The organism is Allobosea sp. P1_A7, assembly GCF_056406775.1.
Genome location: NZ_JBFTZN010000024.1, coordinates 20,206 through 35,464, shown reverse-complemented (window position 1 = coordinate 35,464; position 15,259 = coordinate 20,206). Strand labels below are relative to the sequence as shown.

Below are 15,259 nucleotides of genomic sequence, written 5' to 3'. Positions count from 1 at the left end.
GGATTAGCGCGGACACAGGGCCGGCGTGGTAGTGTTCGCCGTGGACGAAGCGGGGGCCAGGAGGACTGCGTGGTGCTGAAGCTCGACGAACACGATATCCGCGACGGCGAGAGCAGCCGCGATTATGTGCGGCGCATCCCGCTTTGGCGGCAGGCGCTGTTGCTGTTGATTGGCGTCAGCGCGATCATCCTCCCGGTCTTCGGCCTGACGTTCGTGTTCTTAACTGCGCGGCAGATGATCGAGCAACTGCCGCTTTGGCTGAACCTCACCATCACCGCGAGCTTTCTGGTTCCTTGTGCCGTGGCATCATTCGTAACGGAATGGCCCATCCGGTGGCGAGCGCCAGACCGGTAGCAAATCTCACGATACTCTCGGCCTTCTGCCGTTCAACGCCCTCGGCAACGAGCGCGCGAAATGGAGAGGGGCGCGGTTGGCGCGGTTGGCCCGATCGGGATCGGAATCGCCTGGCTCTGGAGCGACCATGCCAAACGCGAGGAATGCGAGATGACGCTTTTCCCCTACTGCACCGTGCAACGGCGCGCCGGGTTTCCGAGTCAGCTCGGGCACTTGGCGCGAACGGATGAGGGCGTGGATTAACCCGGACAACCCGCTGACATGGTAGCGTTCGCCGTGCCGAAGCGTGGGGGGACAGGAGGACTGGTTGGTGCTGAAGCTCAACGAACACGATATCCGCGGCGAGAGCAGCCGCGATTATGTGCGGCGGATCCCGCTTTGGCGGCACGCGCTGTGGCTGCTGATCTGCGTCGCCATGATCATCATCTCGGTCATCGGCCTGGCGTTCTTGTTCGTGACCGCGCGACAGATGTTCGAGCGGCTCCCGTTCTGGCTGAACGTCCTCATCATCGCAAGTTATTTGGTTCCTATTGCCGTGGCAGCAATAGTGAAGGAGCTTCGCGAGCGCTGGTGACCGCCAGACCGGTCGCAAATCTCACGATTCTCTCGGCCTTCTGCCGTTCAAGGAGCACGCGAAACGGCGCCCGCATTCATGCGGGGCGCCGCCAACGACCTCAGGGCTTGCCAGGGGCGACGGGGGCGGCAGAGCTCGGCCAGGGTTCGAAAGTCGGCAAGCCGAATTTCCGCCCTTGAGACTGTGCCCCGCCATGGAATGCGGCGCGAAGCCGGGCGTCGATGGCGGCGCGCTCAGCCAGCGTGAGCGCCTCGCCGGCCAGGTATTTCTGGACAGGACCAGACCAGAGCGCGCGTCCGAACATAGGGGGGCCGAGGGTCAGGATTGCGGCAGTGGTAGGTTCCAGGGCATCCTTAGTGCCGCTGGCGATTGCGCCGAGCTGACCGATGGAAATAGCGCCCTGCGCCTTGGCGCTTTTCTCAAGCGGCGTCATGAGTTTACTGCCAGCTCGCGCGAGGCCGTCGAGGGCCCCCCCGCCCACATCAGCTTCCCTTCCCGCTACCACCTTCCACAGAGATTGAGGGGAAATGAGTTCGGTTGTCGCATCTTCGCGCGCTGCCTTGATTTCCTTCAAATTGGCATGCTGTCGACGCGCCGCCTGCCACGTCGCAGCATCATCCGGCGATAGCGAACGCAGCATATTGTCGTCGAGTGCGTCGCGCATCAGGTTCCAACCTTTCGCACGGTTTCCGCCGACCATGTCCGCGTTGTTTGCGAACTCCGTGCGCAGGGTCTGGTATTCTCTGCCTGTCATCGTGGTGCTGCCCGCTTTGAGGCGCCCGACGAGACCGCTTATGCTGTCGGGTGGAAGCTCATTTCCGTAGTGCCGATTGACTTTCCAGAGATCTTCTAGAAAATCTGGGTCCATCTGAAACGTATTCCGTTCAGACAACTCGTTGAACTGCCCTCGGATACGTGCGTCAGCCTTGGAGATATTCTCGCGGCTTGCCCGGCCCGATCCGCCCGCCCGCCGCATGGCAGCGTCGGTAAAAGCCTCGGCCTGCGCTTTCATCGCACTTGACGCCTTGCCCCCGGCGAACATGGCGTCGCCGAAATTGCTTTCCCAATTTTGAAGAGTCTTGTTTCCAGTCTTCTGGCCGGCGCTGAGCGGAACGCCTTCGCGCGCCAGGATCGAAAGGGCCTCCTGCCGCTCGGGAGAAATCTTGAAGGGGCTGGGGACATGGCGGGCGAGCTCGCCACCCACCTTCGTGACGGCGGGAGCCGCCACGCCAAAAAGCAGCCCCGTCTGCATCCCGTCGAATGCACCGCGCGCGCTTTCGGCGAGGCCGCCTTCGGCATTGCCAACGCCGGAGAGTGCGCCATAGCCCGCCCCCTCGAGAGCGCTTGCCCCCAGCAGTTTGGGGGCCGACATTCCCGCGCGCACGAGCGTTGCCCCGGCCCGGGCCAACCCAAGACCGGTGCCCATCCCGCCAACGATCTCCGCGGCCGTAGCAGTGAACGGGTTGGCCTCCTTCCCTGCTTTCTCGCGCTCCCGGAATCCCGTCACGCCGCGATTATAGCCATTGCCGAAGCCTTCGCCGGAGACCCAACCCCTGAGGCCCTGCGTCAGCCCATAGCCCTCGTCGCCAAAGCCAAATGTGAGACCCTGAATGGCACCGAGTGCAGCAGTTTCAAGGACGCCCGGCTTACCGGTCGAATTCGGTACAAGATCGTCAAAAGCGCCCATCAAATGCCCTCCAGCGTGAGGCCGTATTCCTGTTTCATGCGCAGCGCGACGTCATCCTTCGAAGCGCCTCTGGCAATGGCTGCCCTGGCCTCCTCCTGGAGCCATATCTCGCGTGGATCCATCACAGGACCGCGTGGGAAAACTCTTGCCCTCAATGTCTCTTGTGCGTGCCGGTATGTGCTCTCGCGCCTCCTCCGCGCTTCATCAGTTCCGCCCGTCCGGCTGTCGTTGAGACTGGAAACGCCGGGCTGCGCTGGGGCTGGAGCGACCTGGGCAGGCGGCGCGGTAAACCGGCCTGCTGGTGGTGGTTCGTTGGCGAGGAACCTCTGTCCCCCTTGAACGGCTTGAACCGGCGGCCCCTCGTCCCCGCCCTGCGCGATGATGGTCGCCGCGCTTGGCGCCGGTGTTCCACCGCCCGGCCCGTAGCCATGGGCGAAGAAGCGATGATTGCCGAGGTCGGCGCCGGTTCCGTCGTCCCAGCGCGGCGCGGGACGACCGAGCGCGGCCTGCGCCTTCGGGGCGTAGAAATGCGTCGCGCCACCGGTCGGATCGAGCCCCTGCTCGATGACGGGCGCCACCGTGCCGGCGATCTGGTCGAAGCGCCGCTGCGGGATCGCCTCCATGCGCGCGCGGGCGGTCGGATCGCCCCAGGGCTCGAATTGCCAGTTGCGCCCGTCATTCTGCTGCGTGATCTGCTCGGGCGTGAGCCCGGCCTGGTTCGCGCGGTTGCGGATGACGGCGGCGACGGCGCGTTGCCCCTCGGGGCTTTCGCGGTCCGCCTCGCCATAGACCGTCCTGACGATGGCGTCGCGGTCGGCGTCGGTCGTGACCATGCCGGTTGCGCGCTCGAGGCGGGCCTCATCCTCCGGGGTCAAGGCGACGTGGGCGCCCTGCCTCAGTGCCGGCCCTCGCGCCGTTGCAGCAACACCAGCGTTTGCATCGCCGCCGAGATAGGGGTTCGCCCTGCCCGCCACGCGCTGCGGGGCTTGCCTGACTTTCCCACCGAGGCCGATCACCGTGGCCCCGTCGGAAATCGCGCCCAGCGCCATAAGGCCCCGGCCGACCCTGTCGTAATCGGGATCGCGGGAGGTGAGGTTCCCCAGCAGCTCCTGCTTCTTCGCCTCAACCTGCTGTTTCTGTGCCTCAAGCTGCTGCTTCTGCGCCTCAAGCTGCTGCTTTTGGGCCGTTTCCTGCAGCTTGCGGCCGGTCTCGAGCCCGCTGGTGAACTGCTCGCCGATTTTGCCCGCGAGCGTGCCGAGCTGCCCGTAATCGGTCTGGCGCTGGCTGATCTGGAGCGGCGTGATCTGAAATGCCATGGCTCAGCCCTTCTTGGGGGAGAGGATGTTGGTGAACAGGCCGCCGGCGCCGAAGCCGCCGCCCAGCGCCGTGCCGGCGAGGCCCGCGACGCTGCCGAGCGCGCCCAGCATCATCTGCTGGTTCGCGGCCTTGGCCTGGTCGCCGGCCTTGAACGCGTCGGTGCCGAGGCCGACGATGCTCTTCATCGTGTTGTCCATGAGGGAGCCGCGGTTGCCGTAATAGTCCGTGGCAGCGCCGGCCCGCTGGCCGTACACGCCAGCCTGGCCGCCAAGCCCCTGCTGGTACATGTTGAGATAGGGCTGCAGCGCCTGCCGCTCGGCGCCGAGCGTGTTGCTGGCGAGCCCGCTGGCGAAGGACATCGTGTCGGTGTCGGTATTGCCCGAGTTCAGCATGCCCTGGGCGGCACGTGTGCGCTGCAGCGCCTGCAGGCCCTGGTCCATGTTGAACTGGTAGCCGCCAGAACCCTCCAGCGCCTTCTGGATGTCCGCACCGCTGCCCAGCGTCAGGGCGTTGTAGCGGTCGAGACCCTGCTGCCCCTGCCCCGTCATGCCGGCATAGAGATCGCCCGCCTGCCCGAGATAGCCGTTTGCGGCACCGTAGCCCTTGTCCAACTCGCCAAGGACGCGTCCCTGGCCGTCGTTGAGCATGTCGGCGCCCCACATCGCGGCGTTTCTGGCGCCCTTCGCTGAAGCCATGGCGATTTCTCCTCAGTTCAACAGAACGCTTTTCAGCGTCCCGCCATCGTTGACGTAAAGGCGCACGGTGCCGGCGCCGGTGTTCTTCCAGATGCGGATGTCGCCCGACGGGATGTCGGCTGCGCCGGGCGCGCCCGGGCTCGTCGTCAGGCTGGTCGCCACGATGCGGTCGTTCAGCGCCGAGAGCAGCGCGGCGAGGAAAATGAAATAGAGCGGGTTCAGAACCGCGGTTCCGGGCTGCAGCACGGGCGTGTCCGAGCCCGGCAGCCCCTTCGTCGCTTGCGTCATCAGCTTGATCCCGGCGTGACGGCGAGATCGCCGCCAAACAGCGAGAAGGCGACCGGGTCCGAGACCTCGACGGCGATCTGGATGCCCTTGGCGCTCGCCATGCCGAGCCGGTTGACCGAGACGACGCGGGCATATTGCCCCTGCCGGCCGATCTCGCGCCGCACCGGGCTGCCGAAGCTGACGCCGCCATCGCGGCTCCAGGCGATCGTGCAATGCGGGTTGGTGGCGATCGGGTCTGGCCCATCGGCCTCGCCGACGCCCGCCATGATGTCGAGCACCAGCCGCGAGGGAAACGCCCTGACCGGGAAGCCGCTCATCGTGGCGGAAACGACCCTGGCGACCAGCGGGTCGCCGAATTCGAGGTGGTGATCGGGGTCGATCACCCCGAATTTGCCGGTCGTCGCGTCGCCAACCACCCATTTGCCGAAGCATTTGACGGAAGCGCAGGCGCGCCAGCGGCGCGAGCCATAGCTCGCCCGCTCCACCCAGGAGCCCGTCGTCATGTCGCAGCACCAGGTCCAGTCCGGCGCGCTCAGCGCCCAGACCGCATGCCCTTCATGGGCATAGACCATGGCCCGCAGCGTCGACATGTCGTCCAGCCGCTCCAGCGCCTTCTGCACGGAGGGTGTCGAGACCGGCTCGGCGACCAGGCCGTTGATACGGTAGACGACATTGTCGTTCCCGGCGAAGACGATGGTGTTCGACCATTCGCTCTCGTGGCCGGCGACCGCGTCCGCACTGGCCAGCCCACGCGGGATGGTTTCCAGTTTCGAGAACGGGAAGCCCACCGGGTTGCCGTTGTTCTGCCAGGCCTCGATCGTCTGGGATCCGAAGGCGAACAAATAACGGCCGATCGAGATGACCCTCAGCAGGCCATCGGGCTTGCTCTCGGCGAAGGCCGTATCGAGCGTGTTGATCGCGGTGTCGTTCAGGCCCGTCGTCCGCATCCGGGCATTGCCGTAGCTGAAGCAGAAATAGCCATCGAACGACGTCACGGAATTCGGCGAGCCGATATCTGCATCGGGATAGGACGAGGCGCCGGTCGTCATGCTGATGACAAAGGCGGTCGAATCCGTCACCGCGACGATATCGGGCGTCGGCGCCTTGTTATTCCGGGCGAAATAGACCGTCTTGGAGCCCGCGAAGGCCCCGATATCGCGGATGATAAAGGCGCCGCCCGACCGGGTGAGCGTGTAGAGCCGGTCATCCAGCGCAGCCAGCACCACGCCGTTGATCTCGATCATGCCGCGGCAATGGGAATGCGCCGTCGTCTCGATGATGGCGCGGATGCCGGCGGCGCCGCTGATCTTGGTGCGGCCATCGGTGAGCGTCTCCACGGAGGCGTTGATCAGCCGGCCGCCGCTTTCGGCAAGCCGGCCTGGCGCCGAAGTACGGGGGAAAGGAACGGCGACCATCAGCCCGAGATCCGCGTGAAGGCACTGATGCGGCGCGGGCGGAACAGGCTGTCGAGACGCAAGCCCCGCGACGGGCTGCGGTTGACCCGGCCGATCAGGCGCAGCCTGTCCTCGGCCTCGTCGGCGCCGGCCTTGAGCGCCCCGTCGTTGCCGAGGCCGAAGCGCGGCGCAATCCGGCGCGCCAGCACGCAGGCGAGATGGTCGAAGATCTCGTCATCGATCTCGTCGCCGACCGGCTGGAGGATGACGTTTCGGGCCAACAGCTCGGCAAAGACCGTGTCCATGCGCGCAAGCACGGTCTGGCGGTCCTCCGCCGATGGCGGCTCATTGACGCCGGTGCGCTGGATCTCCTCCAGCACCGCCTGCACCAGCTCATCGCGGCTCTTGCTCATATCCGGCCCCTCCATGGAAAAAGGGCGGCTCCGGAGAGCCGCCCCTGTGATTGTCGCGATAAGCCAGCGACTTACGCCGTGCCGTTCAGGCGCACCGCGAGGTTCGGCCGCACCGCGGTCACGCCGTAGAGCACGTCGAAACGCCAGGTGCTGATATCGTCGGTGATGCCGTAGCCGGAGACGACGCGCACCGAGATGCCATCCTCATTGATCCGCGCCTTGAAGGCCGCGCCCTCCGGCATCTCCATCGGGACGACCGCGAGATGGAAGGCGTCCTTGTGGAAGATCATCGGCTGGCGATAGCCGGTGCCGCCGGTTCCCCCGACCGTGATCGGGGCATTGTCGGCGGGCGCCGCGCTACCGTCTTGTAGGGGCCCGACGTGATGATCGGCGGCGAGATCGTCAGCGCCGCCGGCCCGGTCGAGGCGCCGGAATCGGCATCGGCCCGGACCACGAACTGGCGCAGGAAGGGCAAGACGTCGCCATCGACCGGGTTGACCGCATAGACGCCGGCAATGGTGACGATGTCGCCCGCCTTGAGGATGCCGGTGGTGGAGTTCGTCCAGCCATCGGTGTTCAGGGTCTGGGTGTAGCTCGCCTTCGAGGCCGCGTAGGTCACGGCCTGGCCGGCACCCTGGACCAAGGGCGTACCGGTCGCGACACCGACGGTATGCGTCTTGACGTTCTGCGACATGTAGACGTCGGAACCGTCCAGCATCGGCAGCCGCGCCTTCTGCAGGGCGTTCCGCGAGACGGCGGTGTCGTAATAGTTGTTGAAGGCGCCCTTCAGGCCGGCATCATCGGCCGGGCTGAGCAGGCCGTAGCGCGCATCCATCGGCACCGCGAGCTCGTTCAGGCGCTCGGTGCCCTTGAGATAATCCGGGTAGGAGTCGATCGTCAGGCCGGGCGTGCCGACATGGTTCGGGACATGGCGATAGAGCCCGGCCAGATCGGAATCGATCCGGTTGGCGAAGGCATGCATCAGCGGCTTGATCTTCTCCTCGCCGATGCGCCTGGCGCCCTTCGGGCCGGACAGGAACAGGGTCAGCTCCTTCGAGGTGAAGGACAGGCCCTTGTTCAGCTGGGTGTCGACGACGACATCCATCGTCGCTTCCTCGGCTTCGGCGACCGAAAGCGTCGCGCCCTCGCCCGGGATGAAGTTTTCGGGGCGCTTGACGCGCACCTTGTCGCCCTTCTTCCAGCCGTCGATATCGGAGGCGAACTCGCCCTCATGGACGCGGGAGACGAGATTGCCGAGCACCAGCGCGTTCTTGAGCTGGTACTGCGCTTCCCGGACGATGATGTCCTGGACCTTCAGATCATTGGCCATTGCGGCTTTTCCTTATGAATTGCGCCAGCGCTCGTAGTCGCTCATCGACTTGCCGAGGCGGGTTGCGGGGGAAGCACTGCCCCGGACCGCCGAGAGCGGGGGGCCAGCGCGCGTGGCAGTGTTTTTGGGGAGCAGAACCCGCCCCTCGATGCGGCCGATCTCACGTGCCGCCGCGAGCGGAGACATCGCGTTGATGCGGGCGCACAGCTTGGGGTTCTGAGCGAGGTTATAAGCGACCAGCGGGGCCTTATCGCCGGCATCCAGGATGAGACGCTTGACCAGGTCGGTGGTCATGAAACTCGGCGAGGTCACGACCGTCTTGAAATCGGGGATCGATTTCGCGACCTCCTCGCACTGCTCGACATAGTCGTCGAGCATCTCGGAGACACGGGCCTGTTCGGCGTGGTGATGCTGCTCCACGCTTTCCAGAACCTGGCGCGAGACCTGCCGCCTGTCGGCCTCATAGGCGGTCATGGCGCGCTCATAGGCGAACCAGTCTCCGCCATAATCGGCCTCGCGCGGCGGCTCTCCGACTTTTCGGGCAACCGCGGCCTCGAAGCCGGCCTGATCCTGCACGGCTGCGGCAGCCGACCCGGATTTCAGCACGGCAAGCTCTGCCTGCAATCGCTCGTTCTGCCGTCTCAGGCGCTCGGACCGCGATTTTTTGCGCGGCCGGTTCTCGTCCTGGTTCTGGTCGCCGTTCTCGCCCTCTTGGCCCTCTTGGCCCTCGTCGTCATCGCCCTCGCCCGCCTCGCCTTCCGGCAGGGCGGCTTCAGTCGATTGCGCCTCGGGCCCCGCCCCTGGACGGGCGGCCTTGTCCCAGGTCTCCGACAGCGCGCTATCCGCGGCCTCCGGGGCAGCCTGGTTGAAATCCTCGCTCATGCTCTGCTCATGAAAAAAGCCGCCCGGTCAGGGGCGGCGCGGTCATCGCGGCGGCCTCCGCATCATGCGAAGACCTGCCCGAAGCTTTGGGAACGGCGGGGGCTCGCCCCGCGGTTCAGGAATGGAAAGGGCCGCCGGCCAAACGCGGCCAGGCGAAGCCGCTTCATCCACTCGGTCGTTGCGGCAGGTTCCTCAAAGTGTTCAGCTGATCGCTCACGAGGGAGACGGAGCGATGCACGAAGATGACGCTGACGTCCTGGCAGACCTGAGCAGCAGCCAGATCCTGATCGTCACGACCCTGATCGACCTGTTGATCGACAAGGGGCTTGTTCAACGCGGCGAGGTCGTGGCCCGCTACGACCAGCTCCTGGCGAATACCAAGGGCAATGCGGCCAGTATCTCGGTGCTGCAGCCCATCGTCAGCGTGCTGAGCTATCTCGCCCATGACGACACGCGAGGGCTCTCGAAACCGTCCCATTGAGCAACGCGCGCGAACTGCGGCAGCTCTGGTCCTGGTTTCGACGTCATCACCCATGGCGGCCGTCGCGCTGCACGCTATAAGTGCGGCCGGCTCGCCAGCGGGGATCACGAGATGCAGATTGGTTTGGTGCTCTTTCCAAAATTGACGCAACTCGACCTGACGGGCCCTGCGGAGGTGTTTTACCGCATGCCCGGGGCCAAGGTTCATCTGCTTTGGAAAACCATGGAGCCGGTTACCTCCGACCGTGGACTCTCGATTTTGCCGACGATGCGCTTTGACGATTGCGCCGCGCTCGATCTGATCTGCGTGCCCGGCGGCCCCGGCCAGATCGAGTTGATGAGCGACGAAGAGACCCTTGGCTTTCTCAGGCGGATCGCAGCCGGCTGTCAGTTGGTGACCTCCGTCTGCACCGGTTCGCTGGTGCTGGCTGCTGCCGGCCTGCTCGAGGGCTACAGGGCGACCTCGCACTGGTCCTCGATCGACCAGCTTGCCTTGCTCGGCGCCATCCCGGTCGCAGAGCGTGTCGTGAAGGACCGCAACCGCATCACGGGCGCGGGCGTCACGTCGGGAATCGATTTTGCGCTCACCGTCGTGGCCGATCTCCTGGGAGAGGACATCGCCCGGGAGATCCAGCTGCAGATGGAATATGACCCAAAACCTCCCTTCGACGGCGGATCGCCGCGTTCGGCCTCAGCCGCGCTGGTCGAGTCGACGCGCCAGAAGATTGCGCCCTTCATAGACCGGCGGCGGGTTGCGACCGAACTTGCCGCCGCCCGCCTGCGCGAGAGAGCGGAAGGTTCGGTCCTCTGACCGCCTCGCCGGGACATAAGCCGGCTCACGATGGCGCCTCGCTCCCTCCCCGGATAGCCTTGATCGCGCAGAGTGGAGTCTACGATGAGCCTGGGTGGGATCGGGAACCTCGACCATACCGTCATCCTGTGCAGCAGGATGGCGGACACGCGAGCCTTCTATCGCGAGATCATGGGCTTCCAGATCGAGCACGATCAGGAGAACTGGGTCAGCTTTCGCGTTGGGGCGAGCTTGCTCTCGCTGCGCCCCCGCGGACCATGGCCCGTCTGCGACGACGGCCCCATGCCTCCCGGCTCGGCAGCGGCCCAGCTGGCTTTTCGCGTGCCGCTTGAAGCGGTCGATCGTTGCCACGAGGAGTTGCTCGCCAAGGGGGTCGCCATTCTGAGGGAGCCAACCGACCTGCCCAAATGGCGCCATCGCACGCTGTTCTTCCGGGATCCGGAAGACAACATCATCGAGATCTACGCCGAGTTTTAGGCCCCTCCCCGATCCTGCGGGTCCGTCAGGTTCCGCTCCATGACGATCGTGCGTTCCTCGCCATGGTAGCTGTCGCGAACGGCCGTGAAGCCGAGCCTGGCATAAAACGGCTCGGCCGTGACGGAGGACGGAACGGCCAGGACTGCGACGCCCCTGTCGCGGGCCGTCCGTTCGATCTCTGCCATGAGACGCCTGCCCACACCCTGGCCTTGAAGATCGGGGCGCACGAAGACGCTCCGCACAACCCGCCCATCCAGGCTCGCCGTGCCGACAAGCTGTTCTGCCTGCATTGCAACGAACATCGTTCGCGTGGCCATCAACTCCGACACGGCAGCAGGGCTGAAGCTTTTCTCCACCCGTTCAATGATGTCCGGAGAATAATCCCTGGCATTGGTCTCGCGGAGCGCGGCGAGGATCACGGCGCTGATAGCGTCGGCGTCGGCCGACCGCGCAGAATGCACCTGGATGCTCATCACTCGCCTCAGCCGAACACGGGAGGGCCAGACCTAGCAGCCGATCCGGCAGACGCCAACGGCTGCCTTCGCCACGACCGAGACACTCACAGCGCCGGACTGCTGGTCTCCTGCCAATCGAGAAGCCGGACTACGGGCGTGCGGTCATCGTGGCGGCATCTCCGCCATCGGTCGCGGCGGATACAGGCTCGCCCCTCCCCACCCTTCCCTTTGGTCGTCGCTTACGGCTCTACTCTGCCCGAGACATGCTGGCCTGAGGCTGAGGACTGAGATGAGTGTCGAATTACGCGATGCCGCCGCGAGCGATCTCGCCGGCTGTCACCGCTGCCTTGATGACGTCGCCCGCGAGGGCCGCTGGCTCTCGCGCCTGAGCGCGCCGCCGATCGAGCGCTACGCGGATTTCATTGCCGGCCTGCGCGGGGCCAACGCGCCGCAGCTCGTGGCGGTCGATCGCGAGGTGGTCGGCTGGTGCGATATTGCCCCGGATGCCTCCCCCGTCCGCGCCCATGTCGGCAAACTGGGGATGGGCCTGCTCGCAAGCCATCGCGGCTTTGGGATCGGCCAGCGCCTGCTCACGCTCGCGCTCGACCGGGCGCGGCAGCGCGGGCTGGAGCGCGTCACACTGTCGGTGCTCCACGACAACGAGCCGGCGCGCGCCCTCTATGAGCGGCTTGGCTTCCAGATCGAAGGACGGCGCCGACGCGACTGGAAACGCGACGGCGTCTATCGCGACAGCATCCTGATGGCGCTGGATCTCGGGGCGCCCTAAAGCATCGGCCCGAAAAGTGGATTGCGGTTTTCGGAAAAGCCGATGCAATCACAAAGGGTTAGATCATCGGACCGGATATTTCCTGTCCGACGATCTAATGGCCGCTCCCCCCTTGTGTTCCTGTGACGCCGCCTCATGAAGGAGCAGACATCGAACCAGGCCCTGGCAAGCAAAGGCCCGGACAGGCTCCGCCCGGTTCCGACCTGCGCCGACGCCCGCCGCACTCATCTGCGCCGGTCGTCACCGCTGTCCTGGTGACATGGCCCGGGAGGCAGCCACGGCACGCATGGTCCCGTGTCCTCAGCAATCGCTGAGCCTGATCGGGCCCCTTCACCCTTCCGCCCCTCAGCGCTTGCCGTACTCGGTGAAGACGTAATCCCGGGCCTTCACGCCCGTGTGGCAGGCGAAGCCGCACTTGGCGTCGTTCCCCTGCGGCGGCTGGTCAGTCAGGGTGCCCGGCGTGAACGTATTGGCCGCGGCGTCATGGTTGAACACGGCCCATCCCCATCCGCCACTATCTGCGAACCTGGTGCTGTCCTTCACCATGAAGTCGACGTCATGCAGGGTGCCCGGCACCGTCGTGTCCGGGAAATACTGGTTCTTGGCCGGGTTCCAGTGAATCTTCGCCATCTTGGCGCCATCGGGGAAAGCTTTGCCGTTCCCGGGAATGCCGGCCAGGTAGGCCTCGATCATCACGGGATTGGCGAGGATCACGGCGACCAGCCTGTCGTTCTGGCTGGTGGCAACGACCTGCCAGCTTTCGTATCCCCTGAACTCGGAGAACGCGAGCCCACCCGGCACGCTCAGCGTGTATTTGTCCTGTTGGGCGAGCGCCATGCCGCCCAGGACGGCGAGCGCCGCGCCAAAGGCGATGGCGGAAGCGGCCGGCAGTTTGCGGGAAGGCGAGCGAGGCTCTTCAGACATGGCTCCCTCCTGATGAAGGCGCTCGGAGCGACGCGCCCGTCGCACCATACCATGCCTGCCTTCACCCAGCTTGCCTCGCCCCGGCTGCGCCTCGGCCGCCGCCCGCTGGACGGAGGCCCAACTCGCGGCGCGCGCCCTCTATGAGCGGCTCGGCGTCCAGACCGAAGGACGGCGCCGGCGCGACTGGACGCGCGATGGTGTCTACCGCAACCCATCCTGATGGCGCTGGATCTTGGGGCTGGCCAAGGGTGAGCTTCGCCGCGCGCGGACAGCGGGACCATGCTGGTTCAGATGCAGCTGGGGCCTTGGCGTCGCGCACGGATGCGCCGCGTGAGGCGCCGACAGTCTCGTGGCCAGACATCGTCGCGCGGCCTGTTCGGCATTCCGTCCTGGTCGTTTTCCCCTGCGCGGGTCCTTTCTCGGCTTATTCGTGCGACGTTGGTCGGCTTCTGCAGCCTCAATTCCCCCTCTGTTCCGGTTGCCGAACGCAGGTTCGCGAAGCGTTCTCACGCCACGGTTGCGCAAGCTGGTCACGAGGAGACGCGCAGGTCGATTGAGGTCGCTTCAATTTTTGAGCCCCGGCATGGCCCGCTCGCAAGCCATCCCGGCCAGGGGCGCCCCCGCCCGGCAGCTGCGGCGGCCATCCCTTACGCGATATTCTCAAGGCGGCATCGGGAACACGCGCCCGCGTTCTTCGTTGGCTGGGGAGTGCCGCCGGGGCAGGACATGCGCAAAGCGGATCGTCTTCGCAACCCGTCATGTCCTCGGTCCCGCCGCATCGATCGCCCGCAATCAGGATCAGCCGAACGGCCACCCCGCGGCCTAAGGCGCTATCCCCGAAAGGAATGGAGGTTCAGACCATGATCGTATCGGATGTGATGACCAGGGGCGCCCAGATCGCCCGGCCGGACGAGACCTTGCAGCAGGTCGCCCGACGCATGGCGGCCGAAGATATCGGTTTCATGCCTGTCGGCGATAACGACCATCTGGTCGGCATGATCACCGACCGCGACATCGTCATCCGCGCCGTCGCCGAGGGGCGCGGCCATGACACGCTCGTGCGCGAGATCATGACACGCGACGTGAAATACTGCTTCGACGACGAGAACATGGACGATGTCGCGCAGAACATGGGCGAGCTCCAGGTTCGGCGCCTGCCGGTGGTCAACCGCGACAAGCGCCTCGTCGGCGTCGTCTCGCTCGCCGATGGTGCGCTGAAGGACGACCCGGAGGCCATCGGCATCGCGCTGTCGGCGGTGGTCGTGCCCGGACACGCCCAGGCGGCCTGACGCGATCGGCTGGAGCGAAACGAGCAAGGGCCCCTGAGAGGGCCCTTCTCAGCGCCGGGCCTCGCTACAGCCAGCGCCTGACGCGGGCCTTGTAGGCGCGATAGACGTCCCCGAATTTGTGATCGAGATAGGCCTCCTCGCGGGCGACCACGCCGTAGCGGATGACGAGACAGAACGGCAGCAGCAGGACGAAGAGCCACAGGCTGTTGACGGCGACGGCGAGGCCGATGAGGCCGAGCACCATGCCAAGGTACATCGGATTGCGCGTGAAGCGGTACGGCCCCTCCTCGACGATCGTCGTCGTCGGCTGGGTGGTCTGGATCTGCGTCCCTGCGCGGCGAAACGTTGTCGCCGCCCAGATCAGCAGGGCGAGGCCCGCGAGGAACAGGATGCCGCCGAGCGTAGCTGCCGGCATCGCCGTCGCCAGGAATGGCAGCGGAGAGAGCCAGTCGAGCGCAAGCCCGACGAGCACCGCGATCGCCCAGGCGATCGGCGGTCGTATCACGGCGCCTGACGTATCGCGCACATCCCCTTTTGCGTTGCTCATGCAGCTGCCCGTTCGAAGCCTGTCCAGGACGCCACCGCGTTCGAAGTCTAGCACCATGCGAGAACGGGGCTCGCTTGAAGGCAGGGTTCGAGCCATCGGCATCAGGCCGGCCATCGGCTCACAACCTGGTTTCTCCACGACAAACGGCTTGGCTTCCAGATCGAAGGACGGCGCCGGCGCGACAGGAAGCGCGACGATATCTCGGTTCCTACGGCATCCCCGTCTGTGGGCTTGATGCGCAATTCTTGTAAGAGAATTTCTCTGTCGATCCATCTCTTCGATTGACCCAGAAACATTTCGTGCCGAAGTCAGCGCTACGGACACTGAAATGCGTCACGCCGCCGCCGATCTTAGCGCTGGCCTCAGGATGCAAACTCAAAGCAGAAAGAAGAAATTCGGCGTCGGTGATGTTGACGCGATCACCTATGTCGTATCGATTTAGCATATTCCTCATGTACGCCAAGGCATCACCTTTCCAGGCGAAGCAAATACCTCCAATAGTAACTGGCTTTGCCGGCATATCCCCCCCAACTAATTAGATTAAAAAATAGATAT

Annotated in this window: 20 protein-coding genes; 7 read left to right on the top strand and 13 right to left on the bottom strand. The window is 65.4% G+C overall.

Annotated elements, in window-relative coordinates; genetic code table 11:
* Positions 1–69 precede the first annotated feature (69 nt).
* Positions 70–354, top strand: coding sequence for a hypothetical protein (locus tag AC1D34_RS06465; protein WP_476823784.1), 285 nt, complete (start codon positions 70–72; stop codon positions 352–354).
* Between the two features lie 310 nt (positions 355–664).
* A complete protein-coding gene (locus tag AC1D34_RS06460; RefSeq protein WP_476823783.1) occupies positions 665–928 on the top strand; it encodes a hypothetical protein in 264 nt (87 codons plus the stop codon).
* Positions 929–1,028: 100 nt separating this feature from the next.
* Here the strand turns inward: AC1D34_RS06460 and AC1D34_RS06455 are convergent, their stop codons facing one another.
* From AC1D34_RS06455 to AC1D34_RS06415, 9 genes are all read right to left on the bottom strand, one after another.
* Entirely contained in the window at positions 1,029–2,615 is a 1,587-nt protein-coding gene (locus tag AC1D34_RS06455; RefSeq protein WP_476823782.1) for a hypothetical protein, read from the bottom strand.
* Positions 2,615–3,931 (bottom strand): cell wall hydrolase, encoded by a 1,317-nt coding sequence (locus AC1D34_RS06450; protein ID WP_476823781.1) that lies wholly within the window; start codon positions 3,929–3,931, stop codon positions 2,615–2,617. Before AC1D34_RS06450 ends, AC1D34_RS06455 begins: the two co-directional genes overlap by 1 nt.
* A 3-nt stretch (positions 3,932–3,934) precedes the next feature.
* A complete protein-coding gene (locus AC1D34_RS06445; RefSeq protein WP_476823780.1) occupies positions 3,935–4,627 on the bottom strand; it encodes a hypothetical protein in 693 nt (230 codons plus the stop codon).
* A 12-nt stretch (positions 4,628–4,639) separates the two neighbouring features.
* Positions 4,640–4,915, bottom strand: a complete 276-nt coding sequence (locus AC1D34_RS06440; protein WP_476777037.1) for a hypothetical protein — start codon at positions 4,913–4,915, stop codon at positions 4,640–4,642.
* The gene (locus AC1D34_RS06435; protein ID WP_476777038.1) at positions 4,915–6,330 is read right to left on the bottom strand and encodes a hypothetical protein; all 1,416 of its coding nucleotides are present in this window, start codon (positions 6,328–6,330) and stop codon (positions 4,915–4,917) included. The genes AC1D34_RS06440 and AC1D34_RS06435 overlap by 1 nt, the downstream gene beginning before the upstream one ends.
* A complete protein-coding gene (locus AC1D34_RS06430) occupies positions 6,330–6,722 on the bottom strand; it encodes a hypothetical protein (RefSeq protein ID WP_476777039.1) in 393 nt (130 codons plus the stop codon). Before AC1D34_RS06430 ends, AC1D34_RS06435 begins: the two co-directional genes overlap by 1 nt.
* Positions 6,723–6,793: 71 nt before the next feature.
* On the bottom strand, positions 6,794–7,012 hold the full coding sequence (locus AC1D34_RS06425) for a hypothetical protein (RefSeq protein WP_476823779.1): 219 nt from the start codon (positions 7,010–7,012) through the stop codon (positions 6,794–6,796).
* Positions 7,009–8,052: a P22 phage major capsid protein family protein gene (locus AC1D34_RS06420; protein WP_476823778.1), complete on the bottom strand. Its 1,044-nt coding sequence runs from the start codon at positions 8,050–8,052 to the stop codon at positions 7,009–7,011. Before AC1D34_RS06420 ends, AC1D34_RS06425 begins: the two co-directional genes overlap by 4 nt.
* A 12-nt stretch (positions 8,053–8,064) precedes the next feature.
* Entirely contained in the window at positions 8,065–8,934 is an 870-nt protein-coding gene (locus AC1D34_RS06415; RefSeq protein ID WP_476777041.1) for a hypothetical protein, read from the bottom strand.
* A gap of 232 nt (positions 8,935–9,166) precedes the next feature.
* On the opposite strand from AC1D34_RS06415, the gene AC1D34_RS06410 reads away from it, so the two are divergent.
* The 3 genes from AC1D34_RS06410 to AC1D34_RS06400 all read left to right on the top strand — a co-directional run bounded on the left by AC1D34_RS06410 (position 9,167) and on the right by AC1D34_RS06400 (position 10,702).
* Positions 9,167–9,415 carry a hypothetical protein gene (locus tag AC1D34_RS06410; RefSeq protein ID WP_476777042.1) on the top strand — a complete coding sequence of 83 codons (249 nt, stop codon included), beginning with the start codon at positions 9,167–9,169 and terminating at the stop codon, positions 9,413–9,415.
* Positions 9,416–9,526: 111 nt separating this feature from the next.
* Complete coding sequence (locus tag AC1D34_RS06405) at positions 9,527–10,225, top strand: DJ-1/PfpI family protein (protein ID WP_476823777.1); 699 nt, start codon at positions 9,527–9,529, stop codon at positions 10,223–10,225.
* Positions 10,226–10,309: 84 nt separating this feature from the next.
* Positions 10,310–10,702, top strand: a complete 393-nt coding sequence (locus AC1D34_RS06400) for a VOC family protein (RefSeq protein WP_476823776.1) — start codon at positions 10,310–10,312, stop codon at positions 10,700–10,702.
* Here AC1D34_RS06400 and AC1D34_RS06395 read toward each other — a convergent pair.
* A complete protein-coding gene (locus AC1D34_RS06395; RefSeq protein ID WP_476823775.1) occupies positions 10,699–11,175 on the bottom strand; it encodes a GNAT family N-acetyltransferase in 477 nt (158 codons plus the stop codon). The genes AC1D34_RS06400 and AC1D34_RS06395 overlap by 4 nt on opposite strands.
* 271 nt (positions 11,176–11,446) lie before the next feature.
* Between AC1D34_RS06395 and AC1D34_RS06390 the strand changes: the two genes are divergently transcribed.
* Positions 11,447–11,944 carry an N-acetyltransferase family protein gene (locus AC1D34_RS06390; protein WP_476823774.1) on the top strand — a complete coding sequence of 166 codons (498 nt, stop codon included), beginning with the start codon at positions 11,447–11,449 and terminating at the stop codon, positions 11,942–11,944.
* Between the two features lie 345 nt (positions 11,945–12,289).
* Here AC1D34_RS06390 and AC1D34_RS06385 read toward each other — a convergent pair whose 3' ends face one another.
* Complete coding sequence (locus AC1D34_RS06385; protein ID WP_476823773.1) at positions 12,290–12,868, bottom strand: cytochrome P460 family protein; 579 nt, start codon at positions 12,866–12,868, stop codon at positions 12,290–12,292.
* An 860-nt stretch (positions 12,869–13,728) separates the two neighbouring features.
* On the opposite strand from AC1D34_RS06385, the gene AC1D34_RS06380 reads away from it, so the two are divergent.
* Positions 13,729–14,157 (top strand): CBS domain-containing protein, encoded by a 429-nt coding sequence (locus AC1D34_RS06380; RefSeq protein ID WP_476777048.1) that lies wholly within the window; start codon positions 13,729–13,731, stop codon positions 14,155–14,157.
* 64 nt (positions 14,158–14,221) lie between these two features.
* Here the strand turns inward: AC1D34_RS06380 and AC1D34_RS06375 are convergent, their stop codons facing one another.
* Entirely contained in the window at positions 14,222–14,704 is a 483-nt protein-coding gene (locus tag AC1D34_RS06375; protein ID WP_476823772.1) for a methyltransferase family protein, read from the bottom strand.
* A 208-nt stretch (positions 14,705–14,912) separates the two neighbouring features.
* On the bottom strand, positions 14,913–15,149 hold the full coding sequence (locus AC1D34_RS06370) for a DCL family protein (RefSeq protein ID WP_476823785.1): 237 nt from the start codon (positions 15,147–15,149) through the stop codon (positions 14,913–14,915).
* Between the last annotated feature and the right edge of the window lie 110 nt (positions 15,150–15,259).

Excerpts from the sequence above, each read along its gene's own strand:
- AC1D34_RS06445 (WP_476823780.1), bottom strand. The coding sequence starts at position 4,627 with ATGGCTTCAGCGAAGGGCGCCAGAAACGCCGCGATGTGGGGCGCCGAC.
- AC1D34_RS06425 (WP_476823779.1), bottom strand. The coding sequence starts at position 7,012 with ATGATCTTCCACAAGGACGCCTTCCATCTCGCGGTCGTCCCGATGGAG.
- AC1D34_RS06400 (WP_476823776.1), top strand. The coding sequence starts at position 10,310 with ATGAGCCTGGGTGGGATCGGGAACCTCGACCATACCGTCATCCTGTGC.
- AC1D34_RS06375 (WP_476823772.1), bottom strand. The coding sequence starts at position 14,704 with ATGAGCAACGCAAAAGGGGATGTGCGCGATACGTCAGGCGCCGTGATA.
- AC1D34_RS06380 (WP_476777048.1), top strand. The coding sequence starts at position 13,729 with ATGATCGTATCGGATGTGATGACCAGGGGCGCCCAGATCGCCCGGCCG.
- AC1D34_RS06405 (WP_476823777.1), top strand. The coding sequence starts at position 9,527 with ATGCAGATTGGTTTGGTGCTCTTTCCAAAATTGACGCAACTCGACCTG.
- AC1D34_RS06440 (WP_476777037.1), bottom strand. The coding sequence starts at position 4,915 with ATGACGCAAGCGACGAAGGGGCTGCCGGGCTCGGACACGCCCGTGCTG.
- AC1D34_RS06385 (WP_476823773.1), bottom strand. The coding sequence starts at position 12,868 with ATGTCTGAAGAGCCTCGCTCGCCTTCCCGCAAACTGCCGGCCGCTTCC.
- AC1D34_RS06390 (WP_476823774.1), top strand. The coding sequence starts at position 11,447 with ATGAGTGTCGAATTACGCGATGCCGCCGCGAGCGATCTCGCCGGCTGT.
- AC1D34_RS06450 (WP_476823781.1), bottom strand. The coding sequence starts at position 3,931 with ATGGCATTTCAGATCACGCCGCTCCAGATCAGCCAGCGCCAGACCGAT.
- AC1D34_RS06415 (WP_476777041.1), bottom strand. The coding sequence starts at position 8,934 with ATGAGCGAGGATTTCAACCAGGCTGCCCCGGAGGCCGCGGATAGCGCG.
- AC1D34_RS06455 (WP_476823782.1), bottom strand. The coding sequence starts at position 2,615 with ATGGGCGCTTTTGACGATCTTGTACCGAATTCGACCGGTAAGCCGGGC.
- AC1D34_RS06420 (WP_476823778.1), bottom strand. The coding sequence starts at position 8,052 with ATGGCCAATGATCTGAAGGTCCAGGACATCATCGTCCGGGAAGCGCAG.
- AC1D34_RS06410 (WP_476777042.1), top strand. The coding sequence starts at position 9,167 with ATGCACGAAGATGACGCTGACGTCCTGGCAGACCTGAGCAGCAGCCAG.
- AC1D34_RS06435 (WP_476777038.1), bottom strand. The coding sequence starts at position 6,330 with ATGGTCGCCGTTCCTTTCCCCCGTACTTCGGCGCCAGGCCGGCTTGCC.
- AC1D34_RS06430 (WP_476777039.1), bottom strand. The coding sequence starts at position 6,722 with ATGAGCAAGAGCCGCGATGAGCTGGTGCAGGCGGTGCTGGAGGAGATC.
- AC1D34_RS06395 (WP_476823775.1), bottom strand. The coding sequence starts at position 11,175 with ATGAGCATCCAGGTGCATTCTGCGCGGTCGGCCGACGCCGACGCTATC.
- AC1D34_RS06370 (WP_476823785.1), bottom strand. The coding sequence starts at position 15,149 with ATGCTAAATCGATACGACATAGGTGATCGCGTCAACATCACCGACGCC.